The organism is Pseudoalteromonas sp. SiA1 (assembly GCF_018732205.1).
Classification (GTDB): Bacteria; Pseudomonadota; Gammaproteobacteria; order Enterobacterales; family Alteromonadaceae; genus Pseudoalteromonas; species Pseudoalteromonas tetraodonis.
The window spans coordinates 102,263-127,500 of the sequence record NZ_CP076084.1 but is presented as its reverse complement, the minus strand read 5'-3'; the positions used below and the strand labels follow the sequence as shown (position 1 = coordinate 127,500).

Genomic DNA, 25,238 nt, shown 5'->3' with positions numbered 1-25,238 from the left:
GACTCTAAATTTGTTTGCCTCGTTACTTGCTCAATAAAGAACGAAGTAGCTTGGCTGTTAGAACTCAATCTGTACGAGTGCCCACACAGATGATTGCTTTATATTGTTAAAGAACGTTGCGATTAAAGCGTTTAACTTTATCTCGCTAGGGCTGCGCATATTACGCTTTCCTATTTTTTTGTCAACACTTAATTTTGTTAAACTTGAAAGTTTTCGAAACTAAGTTTTACTCAACTCACTGAGTAGTGAGTGCCTCGCTATGCGTTGGCGTTCCCCGTCTCAGTGGGGTCGCATTATAGGGAGATCCGAAAACAGATCAACCCTTTTTTGAAGAAAACTTGAAATAAATGACTGTTCGAACAAAATTACAACTAAACGCTCATTTTAACCACTAAAAACTGTGGTAAAGAGCGGTTTAACTAGTTTACTTTAAGTTTCCAACCACATTTTTTCTGATACTTAATCTCTTGATTTAGCTCACTTGCCATTAATGGGTGGTTTTTTAACCAATCGTTTTCAAATTGAATAGCTAACTCTTCATTTTCAGCTGTTATCTTAAAGTTAGGCAAGACATCATCTTGGCGGCGCATAGATAAAATAACGGCAACACGTAATAGTCGAACGATATACGTTGCAACGTTACTGTGCGCACCTAAATGATCTAAACATCCTTTTTGAAGGTCTGAACGATGGCTGTTGGCAATCGCAACGATCACTTTGTGTTCTGATTGCGAAAAACCTGGCATATCGGTATTTTCTAAAATGTAAGCGGTATGTTTGTGGTATTGCTTGTACTCTATTAATAAACCAATCTCATGAAGTTGCGCCACCGCATTTAAAAGCGGTAATCCACTTAATGCTTCTATCGGCCAATAGTGATTAACCTCGCTAGCTAATTGTAAAGCTAAGCCGGATACTCGCGATGCTTGCTTTTGATCCACATGATAACGATTCATAAAACCATCAATAGTACGTTGACGAATGTCGTTATTATGCAGTTCCGGTAGCATGCTATATAAAACACCTTCACGAAGCGCGCCACCAGCCAATCCCATTTGTTCTATTTCTAGTGACTCAAACAGTGCAATTAAGATAGCCAGCCCAGATACAAACACTAAACGTCGCTCTTCACTTAACCCTGGCAAGTCGAGTTCAGCTATAGTCTCATAAGCAATAGATTGTTGTTTAATGGTGTATAGCTTTTCAAGGGTGAGCATTTCATTTAAATTTTGTGCCACCATGATTTCTTGAATAGCTTGTACGGTCCCTGACGCACCAGAGGCAAGTTGCCAACCAGCCGTTTTATACTCAGGTGCTATTTCATCAATAACAGTACGCGCGGCATTAATAGCAGTATTAAAGTTTGCTTCATTTAACTGGCAATCTTTAAAGTAGCGTTCAAGGTAAGTAACACACCCTATATTAAGGCTTTTATAGTGACGTGCTTCAAAGCCTTGACCAATCACCACTTCAGTACTCGCACCACCAATATCAATAACTAGCTGTTTGCCCGCACATGAAGAAGTGTGCGCAACTCCTTTGTAAATAGTTCGCGCTTCTAGCTCACCACTAATAACATTAACTTTATGGCCTAATATTTTTTCAGCATGTAATTTAAAGTCGTCGGCGTTGGTTGCTAAACGAAGTGTTGCAGTGGCAACAATGGTGATGTTTTTCTTGGGAATATCTTGCAAACGTTCCGCAAACAAGGCCAAACACTCCCAGCCTCGTTGCATAGCCTCTAAGCTCAATAGATTATTATCATCAAGCCCAGCGGCGAGTCTTACTTTGCGTTTGACGCGACCTATTGTTTGCAAGCCACCCGCCACTGATTTGGCAATAAGCATATGAAAGCTATTTGAGCCCAAATCAATGACTGCATATACATTTTTTTGCGGTTTAAGTTGCCCCACCGTTCAAAAACCTCTAGTTACGAATACTATCAAACTAACGGTCGGTTAAGACCGTCCTTTTTGGTAACCATTATTTGGGCGACGTCCGTTGTTATTACTACGATTACGTGGACCGGTAGAAAAATTACGTTTTCTGTGAATAGTCGGCTTAGTCAAATCATCTAGCAATGCACTTTTATCGTAATGCGATAAAGGGATGCTGTGCTCGATGTACTCTTCAATTTCATGAAGGTTATAAGCATACTGCTCACACGCAAAGCTAATTGCATGACCCGAAGCGCCTGCACGAGCTGTACGACCAATACGGTGAACGTAATCTTCGCAATCATCAGGTAAGTCAAAGTTAAATACATGACTTACTTCTGGAATATGTAAACCACGCGCAGCAACATCGGTAGCCACTAAAAAGTCTAGCTCGCCTTTACTAAATTGCGCGAGTATTGATTGACGTTTCTTTTGGTTTACATCACCGGTGAGCATACCCACTCGATGTCCATCTGCTTTTAACCATGCATACACAGTTTCACAGCTGTGTTTGGTATTTGCAAAAACAATGGCTTTCTCAGGCCATTCTTCTTCAATCAAGGTTAACAACAGCTTAATTTTATCTTCTTGTGAAGGATGAAATAGCTCTTCTTGAATACGCTTACCCGTTTTTACATCGGGTTCTATTTGCACATGCTCTGGGTTTGTCATGTGTTCAAATGCAAGCTCTTGTACACGATACGACAGTGTGGCAGAGAATAATAAGTTTAAACGTTCTGATGTATCCGGCATACGACGGAACATATAACGGATATCTTTAATAAAGCCTAAATCGAACATACGATCGGCTTCATCTAGCACGACTACCTCAATTTCATTAAGGGTGTAACAGCCTTGCTTGTACAGATCTATTAGGCGACCTGTAGTACCAATTAAAATATCAACGCCTTTTTCTAGTTGTGCACGTTGTTTTTCGTAATCTTCGCCACCATATACTAAACCTAAGTTAAGATTACAGTGCGGCGCTAAAATTTTTGCATCTTTGTGTATCTGAATCGCAAGCTCCCGAGTTGGGGCCATGATCAGGGCTCTTGGATGTTTACTAGGTGCTTTGCTAGATTGTAATAACCGGTGGCATGTGGCGGTTAAAAACGCCAACGTTTTGCCTGTACCTGTTTGTGCTTGGCCCGCAATATCGCGCCCTTCACAAATAAACGGTAGGCATTTAGCTTGAATGGGTGTGCAATATTCAAACCCACTTTCGGTTAACCCGGCAACCACTTCCGGTGCAATAGCAAAGTCTGAAAACTTTTTATCGGTCAAATGTGTCTTAGTCATAGCGTTTAAGCATAACGTTTAAACTTGCAATAAGAAACAAGAGTGTTTAAATACGCACTAAATATTTCGCCTAACTAAACCGGAGAGCGCAATGAGCGAGAAAATAATCCAAATTACCGACGATAGCTTTGAAGCTGACGTATTACAATCAGACAAACCTGTACTAGTAGACTTTTGGGCTGAATGGTGCGGACCGTGTAAAATGATCGCCCCAATTCTAAGCGAAGTTGCTGAGGAATTTGATGGCCGTGTAACGATTACTAAATTAAACATTGACCAAAACGCAGGTACTCCACCTAAATTTGGTATTCGTGGTATTCCTACACTACTACTTTTCAAAGATGGTCAAGTGGCTGCAACTAAAGTAGGCGCACTATCAAAAACACAATTAGTTGAGTTTTTAGAAAACAACATCTAAGTGTAAATTTATAAAAAAAGGGCGCTCAGCCCTTTTTTTATTATTTATTTTACAGAAGTACTGGACGCTGCAGTAATGACCTGCTAGTTTATAAAGCCAACTAATCCTTAGTTATATTCAACAAACCTCACTCAACGATCTAATAAAGCGATTTTGAGTATGACAACTGTAATAAAGAACCCACCAATATGCATTTACGCGAATTAAAAGACAAGTCTATAAAAGAGCTTGTAAACTTAGCTGAGTCCATGGGGCTCGAAAACGTAGCCCGCTTAAGAAAGCAAGACATTATTTTTGCTATTCTTAAATCCCATGCCAAAGGCGGAGAGAATATCTTCGGCGGTGGTGTATTAGAAATTTTGCAAGATGGTTTTGGCTTTTTAAGATCATCAGAAGCTTCTTACTTAGCTGGCCCAGATGATATTTATGTATCTCCAAGCCAAATTCGCCGTTTTAGTATGCGTACTGGCGACTCTATTTCAGGTCTTATTCGTCCGCCGAAAGATGGTGAGCGTTACTTTGCTTTACTTAAAGTAAACGAAGTTAATTTTGATAAACCTGAAAACTCTCGCACTAAAATACTTTTTGAAAACCTGACACCACTACATGCAAACGAACGTTTTCGTATGGAACGTGGTAACGGCAGTAAAGAAGATATTACCGCACGAGTTCTTGATTTAGCGTCACCCATTGGCCGCGGCCAACGTGGTTTATTAGTAGCACCGCCAAAAGCGGGTAAAACCATGTTGCTACAAAATATTGCGCAATCAATCACACATAACCACCCTGATGTTACATTAATGGTTTTACTTATTGATGAACGTCCGGAAGAAGTGACTGAGATGCAACGCCTAGTAAAAGGTGAAGTTATTGCATCAACATTCGATGAACCAGCATCTCGCCATGTACAGGTTGCTGAAATGGTTATCGAAAAAGCAAAGCGCTTAGTTGAGCACAAAAAAGACGTGGTGATTTTACTTGATTCAATCACACGTTTAGCACGTGCTTACAACACCGTTATTCCATCATCAGGTAAAGTATTGACCGGTGGTGTTGATGCTAATGCATTACATAAGCCTAAACGTTTCTTTGGTGCTGCACGTAACGTTGAAGAAGGCGGTAGCTTAACAATTATTGCGACTGCGCTTATTGATACCGGCTCTAAAATGGATGAAGTTATCTACGAAGAGTTTAAGGGTACGGGTAACATGGAACTACACCTTAACCGTAAAATTGCGGAAAAACGTGTATTCCCAGCTATCGACTTTAACCGTTCTGGTACGCGTCGTGAAGAATTACTTACTAAGCCTGATGAGCTCCAAAAGCTGTGGATTTTACGTAAGATAGTCCATGACATGTCAGAAATTGATGCCATGGAATTTTTAATCGATAAACTATCGATGAGTAAAACCAACGATGAGTTTTTTGATTCGATGAAACGTCAGTAATCTGAACGCTGGTTAAATAAACGTTTTTAAATAAAAAAGACACCAGATGGTGTCTTTTTTATTTTTAGAGTAAATCAGCTTATCCGTATTGCTTAAGCAGTACCAGCAAGTCATTTACTAATGTTGTTAACTTTTGAGTGTTAATTTGTGACTGAAGTAATTCATCATCTAGTGCTTTTGCCACTAATGCTATTTCTTTAAACTCAAACATTTGTGCCGCACCTAAAACTCGGTGGCTATCTTTTTGCAGCGATTTATAATCTCCAACTTTAAAATGCTGTTCAATTAGCTCACTTTCTGTAATCAGGCTTTGTTTAAAACTCGCTACTAAATCACTCATATCTACATGGATACTTTCTGTCGATGAATCCTCATTTGCTGAGCTTAAGTATTTAGCTAAAACAGTGTAAAAAGATTCTTTGTCTATTGGTTTTGCTAAATAATCGCTAAAACCAAGTGATAAGTAGTGGTCAATCTCGTGGCTCATGGCATTGGCCGTTAACGCTAAAATAGGCTGCTCATAGCCACATTGTTTGAGTAGTTCAAACGCAGAAATACCATCCATAACGGGCATTTGAATATCTAAAAGCACCAAATCCGGATACAGTTTTAAACTTTGCTCTACGGCTTGCTCACCATTTTCAACGGCAATCACTTCAAGTCCTAGGGAGTGTAAATAACGACTGATCAGTTTGCGGTTATCACTGTGATCCTCAGCAAGCACCACCTTACCGGATAACAACCTATGCCCTGCAGCCGATTTAGCCTGCATATCATCGTGGCAAACTTGCTCTTCAACTTGTATACAAGGCAAATAGAACGAAAACTCACTGCCCTTTTTAAACTCACTCTGCACGCTAATATAGCCACCCATCATCGCTGCTAACTGCTGCGACAAACTCAAGCCCAAACCGGTACCGCCAAAACGTCGGCTAATGCTGTTATCTGCTTGACTAAAGCATTCAAAAATAAGCTTAAGCTGTGAGGAGCTCATACCAATTCCGGTATCTTGAATACAAAAGAGCAGCCCTTGATCCGTTTTGCTAACAGCAATTGTTACGTGCCCCTTATGAGTAAACTTAATGGCATTGGCGCATAAATTAATAAGTATTTGTTTTACTCGAGTTAAATCTAGCCGCGTAAAATAGGTATCACCTAACTGACTCTCTAATATCAGTGACAAGCCTTTCGCTTTAGTTTGTGGAGAAAACATAGCATGAACATCGTTGATCAATTGCACCATATCAAAACAGCTAATGTTAAGTTCTAGCCTGTTTGCTTCGATTTTACTTAAATCAAGCACATCATTAATCAGGCTTCTTAAATGCTCACTTTGTCGTTGTATTACCCTAAGCTCATCTTGTAATTGCTCAGCCTTATACTGACCACTAATAAGATCGTCAGTTTGCGCCAAAATAGCGGTTAATGGCGTTCTAATTTCATGGCTTATATTCGCTAAAAACTGGCTTTTAACCTCGTTAGCTTCACGCAGTTCTTGCGCCACACTTTGCAGCTCTTTGGTGCGCTGTTCAACTTGCTCACTCAGCTTTAACTTCGCTTGTTTTTCTGTTCGGCGTTTATAAACAGCAATTACTGTAATTAAAATCAATATGGCAACAATCACCAATAAGAACGTCAGCTGTGAACGTTTAGCTATTTGTAATTCTTGTAAGTATTGTTGCTGTTTTAATTGTTTAATTTCTTGGTTTAGCTGATTTGATTCAAACTGAATTTGAAATTGACTGACCGCTTTTGAGGCTTCTTCGGTATTAACACTGCGCTGATAATCAACATACTGTTGATGCAAATTTAACGCTTTTTCATAATCCCCTAAGCTAGCATGGATCAGCGCTTCAACCCCCAAACCATCTTTTATGCGCATGCCATTATTATACTCTTTGGCAAGCGTAATTGAACGCTCTGAGGTTTCTTTGGCATTTTCTGTATCGCCTTGCACAAATTGAACAGTCGATAACACGTGTAAGGCAGCCGCTAGTAACGACTTATTATCAGCCTCAAGTGCAAACTGTTGCCCTGCATTAGCATGATATAACGCGACATCAAATTTATTTAATTTAAGATTAATTGTGGCTAAATTGGTGTGCTTAGTCGAAAGCTGAAAGGCGTTATTAACACTTTGATAGTAGCGCAAAGCTAATTGGTTGTAATGCAACGCTAACTGGTACTGCCTCGATTCAGTGTACGCCACACCCATGTTACCGTATACCTGCGCAACCCCATCGTCATCACCAAGCTCTTGAAAAACTTTTAAAACCTCACGATACATCTCAAGCGCGGACTCATACCGAGAGAGACGAATATAAATACCGGCGATATTATGTAATATATCGGCTTTATCTTGTGCGCTCCCCTCTTTTTCATAAATGACTTTGGCTTGCTGATAATAGTCGAGGGCTAGCTCCATGTTATACATATCAAAGTAAGCGAGCCCAATATTACTGAGTAAGTTAGCCTGTTTAATCGGGCTTTTAAGGGTAATGGCAATGTTTAACGCGCGATTATAATCAACGACCGCTTGTTGCACTAACCCTTGATAATAAAGCACCACGCCTTGCATTTTAATTGCACGAAAATAAAGTTTTGGCTGTTCTTTGAGGGTGCTATTCGCCTCTAGTAATTTAAAATACTTTAGTGCATTAGCTAAATCACTCTGTGTAAACGCCAGCTCCGCTAAGTCACTGTAAATGGTCACGCGTTGTAAATTTGGAAGATCAGGGTTAGCTAATATGTCTGTTGCAAGGCGGTGCTTTTTAGTCCATGTTTGCTCAAGATCGAACTGCTCAAACAAACTTGTCTGCTCATTGGATAAAGCGTCGTTTGATGCACCACTCAGTACAACCAAAAGACCAATAAAGCAGATGCGCTTTAACCGAGTCAGCATAAAAATATCCTTTAATCCTTGCTAGCCATAATAAAATGACACCCAAACAATATGTAAACATCTAATTTAGACCAATATAAAACAGGCATTCACGCCCACTCCTTGGGGTTTAATGTTACTTAGGTGTATGATAATTTGTTCAAGATACACCAATTAATAGATTGTAAACAATGCTTAACCCACTGATAGATGAGATTTTTGAACTATTAATCAATAATAAAGTGTGGATGGTTCATACTTTAGCATCGGAACTAAAAGAACGTGGGTTACTTGATACCTTAGCCGCTGATCCCGAGCGTGATTTATTTAAACGTAATTTTTTAATTATGAATGCACTTTATCAGCTACAGCAGCAAGTCATGCCAAAACAGCAGCTACTGATTAAAAGTTTACACATTGAACTGGTGAGCGACCCTCGCCAAAACCAACTTCACCCAAACGATCCGCTGCGTGACTACTACTTAAACTGGCAAAACTTTGAAACATCAACAGCAGAAATTAACGCATTATTAGATAGCTTTTGGCAACGTTTCAGTAAGCCTAAACAACATGAAGCGCCTTTAAGTGCTCAGCAACATCAGCAATTAATCGCTCGCTGGCAATTAGTACAACCAATTACCTTAAAAACATTACAAAAGCGTTGGCGACAACTAGCCGTTCAGCATCATCCAGACAAACAAGGGGGTGATAATGAAGTGTTTAAACAATTAAAAATGGAATATGAGCAACTCAAGGCGAGCTGCTCATCTTAAAACGTAAAACTAGCGCGTCAGGCGACGAGCACGGATTTTACGCCCTTTAATATTGCCTTCGGTTAATTTACGTAACGCGGGTTTAGATGAGTTACGCTCTACCGCGACAAAAGCCACGTTATCAAGTACATTAATTTTACCCACTTGGCGCCCTGCTATACCATCTTTACCTGTTAATGCGCCTAAAATGTCGCCGGCACGCACTTTTTGCTTTTTGCCTGCATCTATCATCAATGTCACCATTTCAGGTTTGTATGGAGGCTTATCTAATAGGTTATAAGATGGCATTGGCTCAGGGGTAAAATCACGCTCATAGTGGTCACCAATTTGCGCTACTTTAAATTGCTCAGCATCACCGTAAATAGAACACGCAATGCCTTTTTTGCCCGCTCGCCCGGTACGCCCTACACGGTGAACATGCGTTTGTGGATCATGCGCTAAGTGATAGTTAATTACCATGTCCATATCATCAATATCTAAGCCGCGTGCTGCTACATCGGTTGCCACTAAAATAGACGCACTCTTATTGGCAAAATGAATCAGTGTACGCTCACGGTCACGCTGCTCTAAATCGCCATGCAATGCAACGGCGCTGAAGCCTTCATCGGCTAAATCATCACATACTTGCTGTGTTTCTACCTTGGTATTACAAAACACCACACAACTTTGTGGGGTAAATTTAAGTAATAGTAATTTAAGGGTTGGATAACGTTGCTTATTATTATCCATTTTATAGAAGTATTGCTTGATAGTGCTTTTTTCTTGCTGCTCTTCTACTTTAATCATTTCAGGGTTGCTCAGAACACGCTTTGCAATGGCTTCTATTGATTTTGGAAAAGTCGCGCTAAATAACAATGTTTGACGATTTGTTGGAATACACTCAATTATGGCATCGAGGGTGTCTTGAAAACCCATATCAAGCATTTGGTCAGCTTCATCAAGTACCAGCGTTTCAACATCATCTAAGCGCAATGTACCTTTACGAATATGGTCGTCAACTCGCCCTGGTGTACCTACAATAATATGCGCACCATGTTCAAGTGAGCCAATTTGAGGACCAATTGATACCCCGCCACACAAAGTTAAAATTTTAATATTATGAATACCGCGTGCTAATTTGCGCATTTCAACCGCTACCTGCTCTGCAAGCTCACGGGTTGGGCACAGCACTAACGACTGAATACGAAAGCGTTTAACATTCAGCTTGGCTAAAACGCCTAGACTAAATGCCGCTGTTTTACCTGAGCCTGTTTTAGCTTGGGCAATAATATCTTTACCACTTAAAACAGGAGGCAGGCTTTGTGCCTGTACAGGAGTCATTTGGGTGTAGCCGAGTGTTGATAAATTATCAACTAACCCAGAAGGTAAGGCCAACGATGAAAAAGCAGTTGCAGTCACAGTAAATTCCATAGCAAAAAAATAACTTGAGAAAAGTCTCAATAAATATGCGGCTAATAATAGCAGATTTAACAATTAGCAACCATTAACAACGCACGATAAAAAGTGCAAATAAAGATATTGCAAATGATAGTTATTTTCATTAAGATCTGCGGCGTTTTACTATTCTAATAACTCTAAGCCGGAAGCTACTAATGAAACTTAACCCACTTTTTATCGCACTTTTAGCCAGTACCTCTGCAAATGTATTCGCTAACACCGCAAATATAGAGCGCATTGAAGTAAAAGGCAGTTACTTCAACGACTACAGAGTAGATAATGCCAGTGGGGCAATGAGAACCTCAACCTCATTACTCGATACCGCACAATCAGTCACTGTTATTACAGATACAATTGTAAATGAGCAACTAGCAACCACCTTAGGTGAAGTACTAAGTAACGATGCGAGTTTAACGCCAGGATCTAAGCAACGTAATCGTGAAGTATTTAACTTACGTGGTTTTGAGTTAAGTTCATCAACCGGCTACCTGCGTGATGGCCACCAGCATTGGTCGCACTATCAACAACCCATTGAAATTTTAGAGCAAGTTGAAGTAATTAAAGGACCATCGAGTATTTTGTACGGCCAATCGGGCCCTGGCGGCTTAGTAAATATGGTGACCAAAAAGCCAACCGCACAAACGTTATTTAATGCCAGTGCCGATGTCGATCAACATGGCTCAACTCGCTTTATGCTTGATGCTGGCGGCGCATTGACTGAAGCTGAAGATTTACGTGCCCGTGGCGTATTAGTAAAACAAGATGTTGAATATTGGCGTGAGTATCAAAACGGTGATAACCGCGAACGCGATCGTTTTTTAGGTGCATTAGTGGTTGATTACGATATTAGCGATAATGCCTTAGTACGTGTTCACTATGACCGTACCGATGACGAAGCAGGTCTGGATACGGGGGCTTGGATCGATAATGATGCTAATATCATTGGTAACGATAAAACAATTCGTGACATGTCTTGGGCCTTTACCGACATCACCGTTGAAAACATGGGCATTGATTTTAATGTATTTTTAGCCGATAACTGGCAAGTAAAACTTGGCTACAATGAACAAACATTTGAGCGCCAGCGTTTTGAGTCAGCACCACGTAAGCCAAGTGACTTTATCGAAGGCGATAGTTATCAGTCACGCCCTTACGATCGCTTTGATGATTGGCAATTTAAAACTGCTTTTATCGACTTTATTGGCGAATTTGAAACCGTGGGTGTGCATCATCAATTATTAATAGGCGCTAATTCACTGGATTATTACTACGGCCAATTACGCACATCTGCTGATGCAATTAATTTTTCTGCCGGTCAAAATGAGCCTAATCGCCCTAATATAAGTTACAAATCAGATGATACTATTAGCTCATCTGCCTACGATTACTACGGGATTTATATTCAAGATTTGATTTCGTTCTCGCCTAAATGGCAACTATCACTGGGTGGTCGTTACGATAAACAAAGTAAAGAAAACAGCAATAACGAATCGTTCGTACCTAAGGTCGGCGTACTTTACCATCCAAATGCATCAGCAACCGTATACGCAAGTTACTCGGAAGGATTTGAGCCGCAAAACGAAACATTAGAAAATGAAAATGATGTTAATAATGGCATGAAACTCGATGCCATTACCTCTGAGCAACGAGAAGTTGGGGTTAAATGGCAACTGTTTGATGATCGATTAATGCTTAGCGGCGCCCTATTTGATATTAGTAAAACAGGCACCTTAGTGAGCGAAAATCTGATTAACCCTATTGGTGATATAACCAGTATAACCACGCAAGCAGGTGAACAACGCCATAAAGGCTTTGAACTTTCTGCACAAGGTGCTGCTACCGATCGTTTATTTGTTATGGCATCAACCATGTATTTAGATGCTAACTATGAACGAGATGAAGAATTAGAAGGTAAGCGCCCAACCGATGCGCCAAAGTGGTCAGCCTCACTTTGGACCCGTTATGAACTCAACGACGCCATTGCTTTTAATGCCGGCGCTTTTTATGAAGGTGAACGTTTTGCCGATAATGCCAATACAGTAACAAAACAGGGATATACCCGTGTTGATGTTGGCGCAACATACGCACTTAAGGTAAGTAATACAGATATTAACCTGCGTTTAAACATTGAAAACTTATTCGATAAAAACTACCTAGCCGGTGGTGGATTAAATAACGTGACGGTAGGTGAAGGCACAAACGTGCGTTTAGCAGCGCAATTTAGCTTTTAAATACAAACTTTAAAAACCCATAGCCCACCTCAATTTGAGGTGGGCTTTTTTTTGAACTGACTTTTGAACCCACTGAATAGCCTACTCATCTCATCTATTTTTTATCCTGTTTGTTACATGCTTTAATGGTGTTAATCATTACAAAGGCTCTCTGAATATGAAACAATTGCTCACAGCACTCCTATTTACCACCAGCATGACGGTAAGCGCCAACAACAGTGAATTCACTACAAAACAGCTACAACAAGTAGATGAGGTGCGCACCACCGCCCTTAAAAGTGATTTAAGCTATCAATTACTAGAATCACTCACCACTGAAATAGGCCCGCGCCTACCAGGCACCGAAAACGATAAGAAAGCCGTTGCTTGGGCAAAAGCAAAGTTTGATGAATTGGGCTTTGATAAAGTCTGGTTAGAAGAAGCAACCTTCCCTGAATGGCGTCGCTATAGCGAAAGCGGAAAAATACTCACTCCAAGCGAGCAACCTCTGCATTTAACAGCACTGGGTAACAGCATTAGTACACCCAAAGAGGGGATCAGTGCACCTGTCGTCTTATTCGAAACCCTTGACGAATTAAAAGCTGCACCGGCGAATAGCTTAAAAGGTAAAATTGCTTATATTAATTACCGTATGAACCGTGATATTGACGGCAATGGTTATGGCCCCGCGGTAAAAGCCCGTGCTACCGGAGCAATTGAAGCAGCTAAAAAAGGCGCCGTTGCCTATATGATGCGCTCAGTTAGCACTGGCCACCATCGCTTTGCACATACCGGCGGTAGCTATTATAAAGAAGGGGTAACTAAAATACCTAACGTGACTATTGCCAATCCTGATGCTGACCAAATAGCACGATTAGTCACATTAAACAAAGACGTGTCGGTTAATATTAATGTACAAACCGAAAACCTAGGCGAGGGCACTGGTTATAACGTCATTGGCCAATTTAATGGTACTGAAAACCCTGAGCAATATGTACTTATTGGTGGGCACTTAGATTCGTGGGATTTAGGTACTGGCGCTCTGGATGATGGCGCTGGCGTTGCCTTAACCATGGCAGCAGCAAAGCATATTAGTGATGTAAAACGTCCTAAGCGCAGTATTCGCGTTGTGCTTTTTGCAGCTGAAGAACTCGGCCTTTGGGGCGCAAAAGCGTATTTTGCAAAGCATAAAAATGAGCTTAATAACATTGTGGCTGCTGCAGAGTCTGACTTTGGTGCTGATGTAGTTTATGGCTTTGAATCAAATGTAAACGCAGCTTCACTGCCAGTAGTGCGCGCGATTGCCAAAGAGCTTGCGCCATTAAATATTGAATACATTGGCCAAAATGAAGCTAAAGGCGGCCCCGATCTCATCCCATTTAAAAATGCAGTTTCTGCGCCTATTTTTGAACTGGCACAAGATGGTACTGACTACTTTGATTACCACCATACAGCGGATGACACCCTTGATAAAGTAACCCCCGCTAAACTTCGTCAAAACACCGCTGCTTATGCTGTATTTGCGTTAATGGCCGCCGACGCTAAAACGACCATTAAGCCAAAAGCACGCACTAAAGAGTAACTGACATAATTACTTACAGTTTGCTGCTTTAACTAATACGCTCATTGTTTTAACTTAAAGAGAATTAAAACAGGGAGCGTATTTTCATGCTGCTTTTCAATACCAGTCAGTCTTTTCCTCATTTTACACAAGTACAGTGTTGCCCTAATTGCAAAAGTAACAGCTATCACTTAGTTAACCAAAGCCGCTTTTTGCGCTTTACTATTCTTCCTATATTTCCGATAAAGTTGAGCTATAAACGCGAGTGCTATCAATGTGGACATTGTGAGCCTACAAGCATTAAAAAGTTACCCCTGTTCGAAAAGCTAAGCCTACCCAAATACTGTATTGGGTTAGTTTTATTGCTGTGGGTATTGTTATTTTTTTACCAAAAACACCTTAATGCTGAGGCGCTAAAACAAAGTTATTTAACCAACCCCAAAGCCTACGATACCTATTTAGTAAAGGCCGATAAATTCACTCATGAACCGTGGACACTGACTAATTTAAAAGTAGCGCAAGTGCTGAGCTTTGATCAGCAATTTATAACGTTTCAGGTGAGTAATTACAGCTATAAGCGCAGCAGTGCTATAACCACAGCAATGCGTGCAAGTTTATTAGTGCAAAGAGATTACTTTTCGTCTAAAACCATCACCCTACCTCGTAATGAAATAAAACGCTTATACAAGGATGACATTATATTCGACGTGCTGCGCCCCTATGCAAATAGTTTATATGGGGGGTTTGTGATGTTTCCGCCACAGCCAAAACCTTTATATAAAGGAGTAAAGCTCGATAAAAATAATCAACAAGGAATTATGTACCACAAAGATGAGCAATACGATGAGGCGCTAGAAAGCTTTGCTCTTGCAGCGCAAACAGGTTCTCAATGGGGGCAACTAAATCTGGCGCAAATGTATCGCGACGGGCAAGGCACAGAGAAAAACGCCCCACAAGCTATTTATTGGTACAAAAAAGCCATTGCTCAAGGTAATAGCAAAGCTAAACACGAGCTTGAGCAATTATGTAAAAGTGCACAATGTGAATAATGTAAAGTAGCGCGATTACGCCGCGCTATTATGGGTTTTAAAGAGCTTAGTATAGGTTACATGCATAATAACAATAACCAAACCCGCAACCACACCAAGTAAGCCATCAAATACTAAAGGGGCTAGCATCTCACCTACCCCACCTAAAGTTGACTGGGCGTAATGTGTGATATCAATCTGCGTATGATGCAGTAACTCAACACCATGCACTAAAATTCCACCCCCCACTAAAAACATGGCGATTGTACCTGCAAAGGCTAAAAACTGCATAAGTCGGGGAGCTGCTGCAAGTAGGCCTTTACCCAGTAATTCTTTAAATTTATTCGCAGAGAGTTTTGATTGGTTAAGTAAATACAATCCTGCATCATCAAGTTTTACAATTCCAGCTACCAGCCCATAAACACCAATTGTCATGATGATGGCAATAACACTTAGCACCAGTGCTTGATTCATTAACGTAGCCCCAGCCACAGTCCCTAAGGTAATTACAATAATTTCAGCAGACAGAATAAAGTCAGTACGAATAGCACCTTTTACTTTTTGCCTTTCATATTCAACTAAATCTAACTTTTCATCATCATCTATCGTTTCCTCATGGTGAGGTAAAAAGCGAGCAAATACTTTTTCAGCGCCTTCAAAACATAAAAATAAACCACCCATCATCAAAAGTGGCGTAATTAGCCAAGGCAACCACACACTAATTAATAACGCAGCAGGGACTAATATCGCTTTATTTAAAAACGACCCTTTTGCCACCGCCCATACTACCGGCAGCTCTCTATCGGCAGTGACCCCTGTAACTTGCTGCGCATTGAGCGCCAAGTCATCTCCTAGTACGCCTGCCGTTTTTTTAGTCGCAACTTTACTCATGGTCGCAATATCATCAAGTAAGGTCGTTATATCATCAAGTAATGTTAAGAGGTTAGTGCCAGCCATGATATTCCCTAGCTAAAAATAAGAGCTTAAACATAACGTAAAGCCTTATTTTCACCAACGGTTAATTTAGCTTTGCTAAGCTCTTAATTAACCAAGCGACTAAATAAGTAAAACACAGCCTAATGAAACACTACGCCATTACTATTGCTTTAATAGCCCTGGTTGCATGCAATGAGCAACCCATTACAACAAACTACATGTGCGATAACACCGCTGCACAGCTAGATATTATTAGCAACAAACAGGCGACGCTCCGCTTTAATAAGCATGATTATTTATTAACTCATGAGGTGAGTGCCTCTGGTAGCAAATATATTAATACCAAGGTACTGTTTTGGAGTAAGGGCGAGCAAGCTATGCTAATAATTAACGGTAAAAAATATCAATGCACAAGCAATTAACCACTAACTAACAACATATTAAAAAACTTGCTACACTAACAAAAGTCTTAATACTGTTGATAAAGTTATGCATTCTATCGCTATAAAACATAAAATAATTTTAGCCTTTTCAGCTATTGGCCTGTTAATGCTCACCAGCTGCATATTTTTTTACTGGTCACTCCATCAAATCAGTACCACTAACTCGCGCATAGAAACGTTAGCGGTTCCGGTACAGCAAGCGAGTAAAGACCTGCGTTTATCGCTACTTTCAATTACTAAATTTAACGCCATTGCTTACAGCCAAACTAAACTTGATTTACTACTGCAAAATAAAAAGCAAGCACACGCAGAGCAAACACAGTTTTTTAATAAATTAGAGACGCTAAAAGCACAAGTTGCAAAGCAACAAAGTATGCAAACATTACTTGTTACTATTCATAATGACTTCACTAAACTAAACACTATAAGCAACGACATGCTTGCAGCAAAAGAGCAACGCTTTAAGGCGCAAAGTACCGCCGCAGCACTGACAGTTACCTTTAATGAACAGCTTCGCGATCTGAGTAACCAATTACTTGATATAGAGCTTATAAACGTAGCGGGCAACCAGCAATCGCTTTTAAATGCAGTTTTTGGCACAGCGACTCGAATTGATGATTTATTATTTACTCTAAACAATAATGTCAAAGGCATTGGGCAAGTAACCACCTCTGAAGATATCAATGCCCACCAACAGGACACTTCTTTTTTACTCGATAATATTCAATCTAATCTTAGTTATTTAGAGCAACAAGCCTCTCCTATTGCAAATAAGCTCAACGCCAATGAGTTAATAGCGGCGTTTAACGATTTAAGCAGCCTATTAAATAATCCTGATGGGCTGTATGCATTGCAGAACACTGTACTCAATAGCAAAGACAAGGTTGATCAGCGGTTTGAAAGTTTTCAACATGCCTTTATCATTATAGAAAATCAGCTAATTGAGCTTAATAAACTTGCAGACACGCGCTTTGACTCCCTGCAAGAGAGCGCTAAGTCAGCAATCAATACCGGCTCTAGCTTAGCTATTATTATTGCTTTTGTTTTAATTGTTTTGCTGGTTATTATTTCAGTGTTTACTACTAACGCCATGCTAAAACCACTTAAAAAGGTGAATAAAGAACTCGCACGTATAGCCTCAGGTGACTTTTCACAGCGTAGTAATCCTCTAAGTAAAGACGAATTTGGTACCCTACTGCATAATACCAATAAGCTTTGTGATGATTTAACTCACCTAATAAAAGGGATCAGTAACGACGCCTACGAACTCGATAATTCAGCCATTCAAACCAGTGAAAAAGGGCAACAAATGACCATCGTTGCTAAGCAACAGCTGGAACGCAGCGCACAAGCAACCTCATTAGCGCAACGTATGCTACAAAGCTCACAAGCCGTTTACGAACAAGCGCAGAGTACCTCAAATGAAATAACGAATGCCTCGCAGTTTGCAAATGATGTCAATGACATTGCAAACAACAATAGCCAAAGTATTGAATCTCTTTTAAGCCGCCTAGATAAAGCAGTTAGCAGCACCGAAGAGCTTGCACAATACACCAAACTGATTGGCGCTATTGTTGATACGATTAGCAGTATTGCAGAGCAAACCAATTTGCTAGCGCTTAATGCGGCCATTGAAGCAGCAAGAGCCGGTGAACATGGTCGAGGATTTGCCGTAGTGGCCGATGAAGTGCGTTCGCTCGCAGCACGAACACAAAGCTCCACTAGCGAAATAACCACCATGATCAACACACTACAACAACATACTCAGTCTACCCAAGCTGAAATAAATGATGGTCAACAACAAGCCAAACATTGTGTTGAAAACAGTACTGAACTAAATGCAGCCGTTGAGCGTATCAAAAGCACGTTAGTATCGGTCAATGCAATGAGCAAAGACATTGCCCATGCATCGCATGAACAACTTGCAAACAGCACTGATATCCAACAAATAATGGCTAAGGTAACCGATCATGCCACCTTAAATGCCGACAATGCGACGACCCTAGCAAGCGAAAGTGAAGATGTTAACCAACTTGCACACTCTTTAAAAGGTGCGGTAGAGCGCTTTAAGTTTTAAGTGCAAGTAATGACTTGGCTTGCATGAACTGGGTATAATACTTTTAACTTTTTGCTAAGTAACGGCCCACAATGAAATACAAAGATCTACGCGATTTTATCGATTTACTTGAAAAACGAGGCGAATTAAAACGCATCAGCCAAGAAATCGACCCGTATCTTGAGATGACCGAAATTGCCGATCGCACACTGCGTGCTAAAGGCCCCGCTTTATTATTTGAAAACCCGAAAGGGTATGACATGCCTGTTCTAGCTAACTTATTTGGTACACCTAAGCGTGTAGCAATGGGCATGGGCCAAGAAGATGTCAGTGAATTACGTGAAGTTGGTAAGTTATTGGCATTTTTAAAAGAGCCAGAGCCACCAAAAGGCATTAAAGAAGCCCTTGGACAAATTCCGGTATTTAAGCAAGTCCTTAATATGCCAGCCAAAGAAGTAAAAAAAGCGCCTTGCCAACAAGTTATTTTACAAGGTGACGATGTTGATTTAACCAAGCTTCCTATTCAGCATTGCTGGCCTGGTGATGCTGCGCCTTTAATTACTTGGGGTTTAACCGTTACCAAAGGGCCTTATAAAAAGCGTCAAAATTTAGGGATTTATCGTCAGCAGTTACTTGGCAAAAATAAAATTATTATGCGTTGGTTATCTCATCGTGGTGGCGCGCTTGATTTTCAAGAGTGGTGCAAAGAACACCCTGGTGAGCCGTATCCGGTATCAGTGGCATTAGGGGCTGATCCTGCCACAATTTTAGGGGCGGTTACACCGGTCCCCGATACATTAAGCGAATATGCTTTTGCCGGTTTATTGCGTGGCAGTAAAACGGAAGTGGTTAAGTCTATTTCGAATGATTTACAAGTACCGGCCAGCGCAGAAATCGTGCTTGAAGGGCATATTATGCCAGGTGAAATGGCACCTGAAGGCCCTTATGGCGACCATACGGGTTACTATAATGAAGTCGATGACTTTCCCGTTATGACAGTCACTCATATTACTCATCGTAAAGACCCTATTTATCACAGTACCTTTACGGGTCGTCCGCCTGATGAGCCAGCTATTTTAGGGGTGGCTTTAAACGAAGTATTTGTGCCAATTTTACAAAAACAGTTTCCAGAAATCGTTGATTTTTATTTACCGCCAGAGGGCTGCTCGTACCGTATGGCCGTGGTTACGATGAAAAAACAATACCCCGGGCACGCCAAGCGCGTAATGATGGGGGTTTGGTCATTCCTAAGACAGTTTATGTACACTAAATTTGTTATTGTCTGCGATGATGACATTAACGCCCGAGATTGGAACGATGTAATATGGGCTATTACCACCCGTATGGATCCTGCACGCGACACCACGTTAATTGAAAACACGCCAATAGACTATTTAGACTTTGCATCGCCTGTCTCTGGCCTTGGTTCAAAAATGGGCATGGATGCAACCAACAAATGGCCTGGCGAAACAACCCGTGAGTGGGGCGAACCTATTGTTATGGATCAAGCCACTAAAGATCGCGTTGATGAACTTTGGGATAGCCTAGGTATTCTTTAACGACTTTGGTCTAGGCTATAAACTCACCCTGCGGATATGCTACTATTGCTCAAATAAAGTGCGTATCCGCTAATTTAAGGTAAAACATGCAAACATTACACGCTGACGTTGTTTCTATCAGTCCACTAACAGAATTTGTTCATAAAGTTATTTTAAAGCCGCAGCAACCCGTCACATTTGAAGCTGGCCAATATTTACAATTGGTTTTAGGTGAAAAAGATAAACGTGCGTTTTCAATTGCAAGCCGTCCTTCACAAACGGATGCTTTAGAATTACATATTGGTGCTTCAGTTGCTGACTCATATGCTATGCAATCGCTAGAGCACCTTCGTAGTGCCCACAATAATAATCAAACAGTGACTATTGAAGCGGGCTTAGGTGTTTCTCAACTACGTTTGCAGTGCGAGCGCCCCATTATTTTACTTGCTGGCGGCACAGGCTTCTCTTACGCAAAATCAATGGCCGATCACCTTGCTGAAATAAATTGTCAGCGCCCAGTGCTATTTTATTGGGGTGTTAAAGAAGAGTCTGCGCTGTATGCACACAGCGAAATGAAAGCTTGGGCAGATAGTCATAAGCACTTCGAATTTATTCCTGTGGTAGAAAATCCTACTGACAGCTGGACTGGCCATACTGGTTATGTGCATAAAGCGGTAATGGACGATATCATCTCGCTTGAACCTTACGATATTTACATGGCAGGTCGTTTTGACATGATAGGCATAGTGCGCGATGACTTTATTAGCCACGGTGCCATTCGCGAAAACATGTACGCGGATGCATTTGCTTTTATAAAATAACAGAAAATGCATAAGGCACCTTAGGGTGCCTTAATTGTTTTTATTGCCCGCCATTACCGCTGCGATGATTGTTATTACCTATTAAACTCATCAACATAAACAATTTCCTAAAATCCAATCTATAAACCATACTTTGTATAGAACATTCAGCGGGAGAAACCTAAATGCTAAATACAAAAGTAAAAGATTTTATGCAACACAAGTTGCCTCATATCACCCCTAATACAGAAATGACGACCGCCATTGCAGAACTACAAAAATTTAAATTGCTTGGTGCCCCAGTATTTGACGATAACAAGTTGCTAGTAGGTTTTATTTCTGAGCAAGAGCTTCTTAAACCCCTAATGCAAAGCAGTTATTTTTGTGACGGTATGGTAAAAGTATCGCAGTTGATGCAAACAGAAGTTGTGACGGTCAGCGGTGATACCAATATCATGGAATTAGCAGAACAAATGCAACCCGGTAAGCCAAAGAATTACCCTGTGGTTGATGGTGACGTTGTAGTTGGCATGATCAGCCGTGCCGATATTTTAAAAGCACTTTATGATAATTACGTTAGCTGTCAAACTCACATATAAACAAAAATGCCACTGTAAACAGTGGCATTTTTTTATAGTACAGGTGATTAACGCTGTGCGACTTTGGTTTTGAGTGCCTGTTTATCTGCATCACTTAAATACGCAATCTCAAGTGCATTGGCTTGCGCTTTTTCCATATCAGCTTGCGATAAACCAGCTTGTGGCGCTGCAGTTGTGTATTCGTACTCAATTTCAATCCCTTCAACAGCCGGATCATCGGTATTAATGCTGGCCAAAATGCCATGATCTAAAAACTGTTTAAGCGGATGCTTAGTTAAATCATTCACTGTGCTGGTTTGAATATTACTGGTTAAGCACGATTCAATACCAATACGGTTATCACGTAAATAATCCATTAGCGTTGAGTCTTCAATCGCTTTAACGCCATGCCCTATTCTGCTTGCGCCAAGCTCGTTTAATGCTTGCCAAATACTTGCAGCACCCAATGCTTCGCCAGCATGCACAGTAACCGCTAAATATGCATCGCGTACTTGTTTAAAGTGATCAACAAACAGTTCACCAGGGTAACCAATTTCGTCACCCGCTAAATCAACCGCGACCAAATCATTTTTAAAAGCAAGTAAAGCATCCAGCTCGTGTTGACAGGTTTTAACACCATAAGTACGAGACAAAATACCAATTAAGTTTGCTTTAATATCAGCATCTTTTGTTGCACTCTTAATACCATCGACCACGGCTTCAACAACGCCCTGAGGATGTAAACCTTGGCTTTGTGCCATGTAGTAAGGGCTAAAACGTAGCTCTACGTAATCAAGGCCTTGCGCTTGTGCATCTTCAATGTTTTCTATTGCAATTCGTCTACAGGCATCGTAATCACCCAGTACCGTGACCCCCCAATCAAGCTTTTGTAAAAAAGCCATTAGGTTTGGCTCAGGATCAATAACTTGAACATGAGGAATAAGTGCCTCAACATTATCTGCTGGTAAAGCTATATTAAACTGACGACCAAGTTCTAGTATGGTTTGCGCGCGTACATTCCCATCTAAGTGACGGTGAATATCTAGCAAAGGTATTTTTCTATTAATCATAGTAGCTACTCGGTTGAGTTAAAATTGCGCGAATGATACGCAGGTACAGTAATATTTCAAGTGTAGAATATTTAAAATGGCGCTTGGAGGTCTTATGTCTGCCTTTTGTACAAAAATACGTGTTACTTATCTAAGCGAGATAAATAATACCAAAGCGTTTTAAATAGCTCATCAGCTTCAATAGGCTTGGTCATGTAGCTATCCATTCCAGAGGCAATCGCTTTTTGAGCGTCTTGTTCGTGAGCGTTGGCGGATAAACCAATAATAGGTAAATCAAAAAAACCTAACTCATTACGAATCACTTTTGTTGCTTGTAAACCATCCATATTAGGCATTTGAATATCCATTAATACTAGGTCGTAGTTTTTTTCGCTAAGCATCGCAATCGCTTCTAAGCCATCATTTGCGATATCAGCAATACCGTGTTTAGTTTCTAAAATAGCACTTACAACATGTTGGTTTAATGGGTTGTCTTCCACTATAAGTAATTGATATTTTTCTAAAGAAATATTACTCACATCAATTTTTGATAAAGCATCAGCACTGTATTTGGCTTTTGGCAGCGATGAATGAACTGGTAAGCTAAAAGTAAACGTAGATCCATGCCCCTCACTGCTTTTTAAATCAATAGCCCCTCCCATCAATTCGACCAATTTTTTACAAATACTCAAACCTAAACCAGTACCACCGTACTGACGTGACGTTGAGCTATCTGCTTGAGAAAAGGGTTTAAAAAGCTGTTTTTGAGCTGCAGAGCTAATGCCAATCCCGGTATCGTTAACACTAAAATATGTCATTTTTGATGATTGCCAAATCTTTAACGTAATACAGCCCTTTGCGGTAAATTTTACTGCATTATTTAATAAATTAAGCAGAATTTGCTTTAAACGAATAGGATCGGTATTGAGAATTAAATGCGCATCGCTGTCATACTCTAATTTTAAAGAAAGCGATTTACTCTCCACCTCAAATTGCATTAAACCGACGATGTCCTCGGCTAATTGCTTGAGGTTCACAGGCTCTTGCATTAACTCAAGTTTACCGGCTTCCATTTTAGAAAAGTCGAGTACATCGTTTAACACTCTTAATAATACACTTAGAGCACCATCAGCTTGCTCTATATAGCCTTTTGCTTGCTGCCAATCCTGTTGTTGTAGCGCTAGATAGTGCATACCCTTTATGCCATTTATTGGCGTGCGTATTTCATGACTCATGTTGGCTAAAAACTGACTTTTTATAGCACTGGCTTCATCGGCCTTTTGTTTTTCTTGGCGTAGCGTGAGTGTTTGCTTTGCCACTTGTTCGCGAATCCGAATATTGGTAGCCGTCACAGAGATCAAAAATATAATCAACAACCACACAAATAACATACCCACTATTTGCGCTAGCCAGTATATGAACCACGATGATTTTAAAACGGGTTGATGCAGCTCAACGCGCCACATTCGCTGACCAATTAACAACTGATATTTTTTTAGTAACACCATAGAATGATGCTCTGCAATATAAAGTGCCTGCTGTTTTTCAGCATTATTAATATCAAAAAAACTAATCGCAATACGCTCATTAGAGTCAAACGACAGCGACTTAGAAAGTTTAGCTAAGCTAACCACGGCAACAACAAATCCTTTAAAATCGCCTTCTGTTACCACATTTCCAAAAACGGGATACATAAAGAGTACACTTAATCCATCGTTATTCGGTATCAGTGCTGTCGGTTCACTGATCACCAATTCATTAAGTACTTTAGATTTAGTGAGTGCTGTGCGTACTTGCTCGTTTGAACCTAAATCAAACCCAACAATATCTTTCATTCCCCTAAGTGGGTTTATATATTTTACGGGGTAATAGAGCTCTCGATAGGGGGCTTTTTGCCATTGCCCATTCGCTGATTTTTGTTTGATAAACGGGTTTTCGCTATCAACTTGCTCAATCCATGATTGATACTCGGCACGAGAATCATCAGTAATCGCAGGAACCCATTTAAAAGCAAGTATTTCTTCACTGTAGCTTAATTGTTTAGCTGTAAACTGCGTAAACTCACTAAAACTAACGTCTTCACTATTTGCTAAAAAACCACTTAATAAAGATAGATGCGCAATGATCTCATCTAACTTTTGATTTATAGCGCTTTGAGTCGCAAGCACTTTCGTTTCTTGCTTTTGAGTGTCTTTTTGTTTTTTTACACTCGCTGCACCATAAAAACTAATACTAATAATCGCATAAATAAGTAATGCAGGAACAATAACTTGTAGTCGATGGCGCATTTCAGAATAGTGAAATACAGCTAATAGCAATGGGGTAAAAATTAATACGCCAATGCTGTCACCTATCCACCAAGTAGTAAAATTATCCAGCGCATTCGCAGCAGGGATGATCTGGTTAAATACTAATAAACTCGTGCCAGCAATAGCGCCTATAACACAGCAGACAGGACCTGCAATTACTAAGCTTTGAATACTTAATTTTAACGATGAAAGGTCTAGAGGGGCTTTTATTACTTTTGTAATTATTTGCGCGCCAAGCCATGCTTGCAAAAAAGCAGCGAAGCTGAGGCCCACTGCATGTAACAAAATTTGCCAGTTTAAAATATCTGTAACATGGTCTAAATGAATTAAATTAATCAGTAAAGAACCAGCAATAATGCCTAAGTAAGCGCGATGGCGCCATAATAAAAAACTGGCTAGTGCAATGCCTGCAGGTGGCCAAGAAGCCACGGCATAACCGTCAACTGCGAGTAATAAATTACTAAGATAACCAGTAAAAAAATAAGCGCATGCAAGACTAAAAGAGAGTGTAAACACATTTTTCATAGCCTTCGCTCC

The 25,238-nt window shown here is 40.4% G+C and carries 18 protein-coding genes; 11 read left to right on the top strand and 7 right to left on the bottom strand.

The window, feature by feature from the left end:
- Nucleotides 1-419: 419 nt before the first annotated feature.
- Complete coding sequence (gene gppA / locus KK487_RS00615; RefSeq protein WP_036957158.1) at nt 420-1,913, bottom strand: guanosine-5'-triphosphate,3'-diphosphate diphosphatase; 1,494 nt, start codon at nt 1,911-1,913, stop codon at nt 420-422.
- A gap of 45 nt (nt 1,914-1,958) precedes the next feature.
- Complete coding sequence (gene rhlB / locus KK487_RS00610) at nt 1,959-3,236, bottom strand: ATP-dependent RNA helicase RhlB (RefSeq protein WP_010392673.1); 1,278 nt, start codon at nt 3,234-3,236, stop codon at nt 1,959-1,961.
- Nucleotides 3,237-3,327: 91 nt separating this feature from the next.
- On the opposite strand from rhlB, the gene trxA reads away from it, so the two are divergent.
- Nucleotides 3,328-3,654, top strand: coding sequence for a thioredoxin TrxA (trxA, locus tag KK487_RS00605; RefSeq protein WP_013463750.1), 327 nt, complete (start codon nt 3,328-3,330; stop codon nt 3,652-3,654).
- A 188-nt stretch (nt 3,655-3,842) separates the two neighbouring features.
- On the top strand, nt 3,843-5,102 hold the full coding sequence (gene rho, locus KK487_RS00600; protein ID WP_013463749.1) for a transcription termination factor Rho: 1,260 nt from the start codon (nt 3,843-3,845) through the stop codon (nt 5,100-5,102).
- A gap of 79 nt (nt 5,103-5,181) precedes the next feature.
- Here the strand turns inward: rho and KK487_RS00595 are convergent, their stop codons facing one another.
- Nucleotides 5,182-8,004, bottom strand: a complete 2,823-nt coding sequence (locus tag KK487_RS00595; protein ID WP_128583783.1) for a tetratricopeptide repeat protein — start codon at nt 8,002-8,004, stop codon at nt 5,182-5,184.
- A 170-nt stretch (nt 8,005-8,174) separates the two neighbouring features.
- Here KK487_RS00595 and KK487_RS00590 point away from each other — a divergent pair, with 170 nt between their 5' ends.
- Nucleotides 8,175-8,756, top strand: a complete 582-nt coding sequence (locus KK487_RS00590) for a DNA-J related domain-containing protein (RefSeq protein ID WP_036957155.1) — start codon at nt 8,175-8,177, stop codon at nt 8,754-8,756.
- A 9-nt stretch (nt 8,757-8,765) separates the two neighbouring features.
- Here the strand turns inward: KK487_RS00590 and dbpA are convergent, their stop codons facing one another.
- Nucleotides 8,766-10,154 carry an ATP-dependent RNA helicase DbpA gene (dbpA, locus tag KK487_RS00585; protein ID WP_024601994.1) on the bottom strand — a complete coding sequence of 463 codons (1,389 nt, stop codon included), beginning with the start codon at nt 10,152-10,154 and terminating at the stop codon, nt 8,766-8,768.
- A 194-nt stretch (nt 10,155-10,348) separates the two neighbouring features.
- Here dbpA and KK487_RS00580 point away from each other — a divergent pair, with 194 nt between their 5' ends.
- The 3 genes from KK487_RS00580 to KK487_RS00570 all read left to right on the top strand — a co-directional run bounded on the left by KK487_RS00580 (nt 10,349) and on the right by KK487_RS00570 (nt 15,013).
- Entirely contained in the window at nt 10,349-12,424 is a 2,076-nt protein-coding gene (locus KK487_RS00580) for a TonB-dependent siderophore receptor (protein WP_036957154.1), read from the top strand.
- A gap of 157 nt (nt 12,425-12,581) precedes the next feature.
- Nucleotides 12,582-13,985 carry a M20/M25/M40 family metallo-hydrolase gene (locus KK487_RS00575; RefSeq protein WP_138764494.1) on the top strand — a complete coding sequence of 468 codons (1,404 nt, stop codon included), beginning with the start codon at nt 12,582-12,584 and terminating at the stop codon, nt 13,983-13,985.
- Between the two features lie 86 nt (nt 13,986-14,071).
- Nucleotides 14,072-15,013 (top strand): tetratricopeptide repeat protein, encoded by a 942-nt coding sequence (locus KK487_RS00570; RefSeq protein WP_036957151.1) that lies wholly within the window; start codon nt 14,072-14,074, stop codon nt 15,011-15,013.
- 15 nt (nt 15,014-15,028) lie between these two features.
- Here KK487_RS00570 and KK487_RS00565 read toward each other — a convergent pair whose 3' ends face one another.
- Complete coding sequence (locus KK487_RS00565; RefSeq protein WP_036957149.1) at nt 15,029-15,949, bottom strand: DUF808 domain-containing protein; 921 nt, start codon at nt 15,947-15,949, stop codon at nt 15,029-15,031.
- A 122-nt stretch (nt 15,950-16,071) separates the two neighbouring features.
- Here KK487_RS00565 and KK487_RS00560 point away from each other — a divergent pair, with 122 nt between their 5' ends.
- The 5 genes from KK487_RS00560 (at nt 16,072) to KK487_RS00540 (ending at nt 21,364) form a co-directional block, all read left to right on the top strand.
- Nucleotides 16,072-16,350: an MliC family protein gene (locus KK487_RS00560; RefSeq protein ID WP_013463741.1), complete on the top strand. Its 279-nt coding sequence runs from the start codon at nt 16,072-16,074 to the stop codon at nt 16,348-16,350.
- A gap of 67 nt (nt 16,351-16,417) precedes the next feature.
- Nucleotides 16,418-18,448 carry a methyl-accepting chemotaxis protein gene (locus tag KK487_RS00555; RefSeq protein ID WP_036957146.1) on the top strand — a complete coding sequence of 677 codons (2,031 nt, stop codon included), beginning with the start codon at nt 16,418-16,420 and terminating at the stop codon, nt 18,446-18,448.
- Nucleotides 18,449-18,519: 71 nt separating this feature from the next.
- Nucleotides 18,520-19,986: a 4-hydroxy-3-polyprenylbenzoate decarboxylase gene (gene ubiD / locus KK487_RS00550; RefSeq protein ID WP_013463739.1), complete on the top strand. Its 1,467-nt coding sequence runs from the start codon at nt 18,520-18,522 to the stop codon at nt 19,984-19,986.
- Between the two features lie 86 nt (nt 19,987-20,072).
- Complete coding sequence (fre, locus tag KK487_RS00545; protein WP_013463738.1) at nt 20,073-20,786, top strand: NAD(P)H-flavin reductase; 714 nt, start codon at nt 20,073-20,075, stop codon at nt 20,784-20,786.
- Between the two features lie 164 nt (nt 20,787-20,950).
- Nucleotides 20,951-21,364 carry a CBS domain-containing protein gene (locus KK487_RS00540; RefSeq protein WP_013463737.1) on the top strand — a complete coding sequence of 138 codons (414 nt, stop codon included), beginning with the start codon at nt 20,951-20,953 and terminating at the stop codon, nt 21,362-21,364.
- A 47-nt stretch (nt 21,365-21,411) separates the two neighbouring features.
- Here the strand turns inward: KK487_RS00540 and add are convergent, their stop codons facing one another.
- On the bottom strand, nt 21,412-22,413 hold the full coding sequence (gene add, locus KK487_RS00535; protein ID WP_013463736.1) for an adenosine deaminase: 1,002 nt from the start codon (nt 22,411-22,413) through the stop codon (nt 21,412-21,414).
- 122 nt (nt 22,414-22,535) lie between these two features.
- Nucleotides 22,536-25,226: an ATP-binding protein gene (locus tag KK487_RS00530; protein ID WP_013463735.1), complete on the bottom strand. Its 2,691-nt coding sequence runs from the start codon at nt 25,224-25,226 to the stop codon at nt 22,536-22,538.
- Nucleotides 25,227-25,238: the final 12 nt, after the last annotated feature.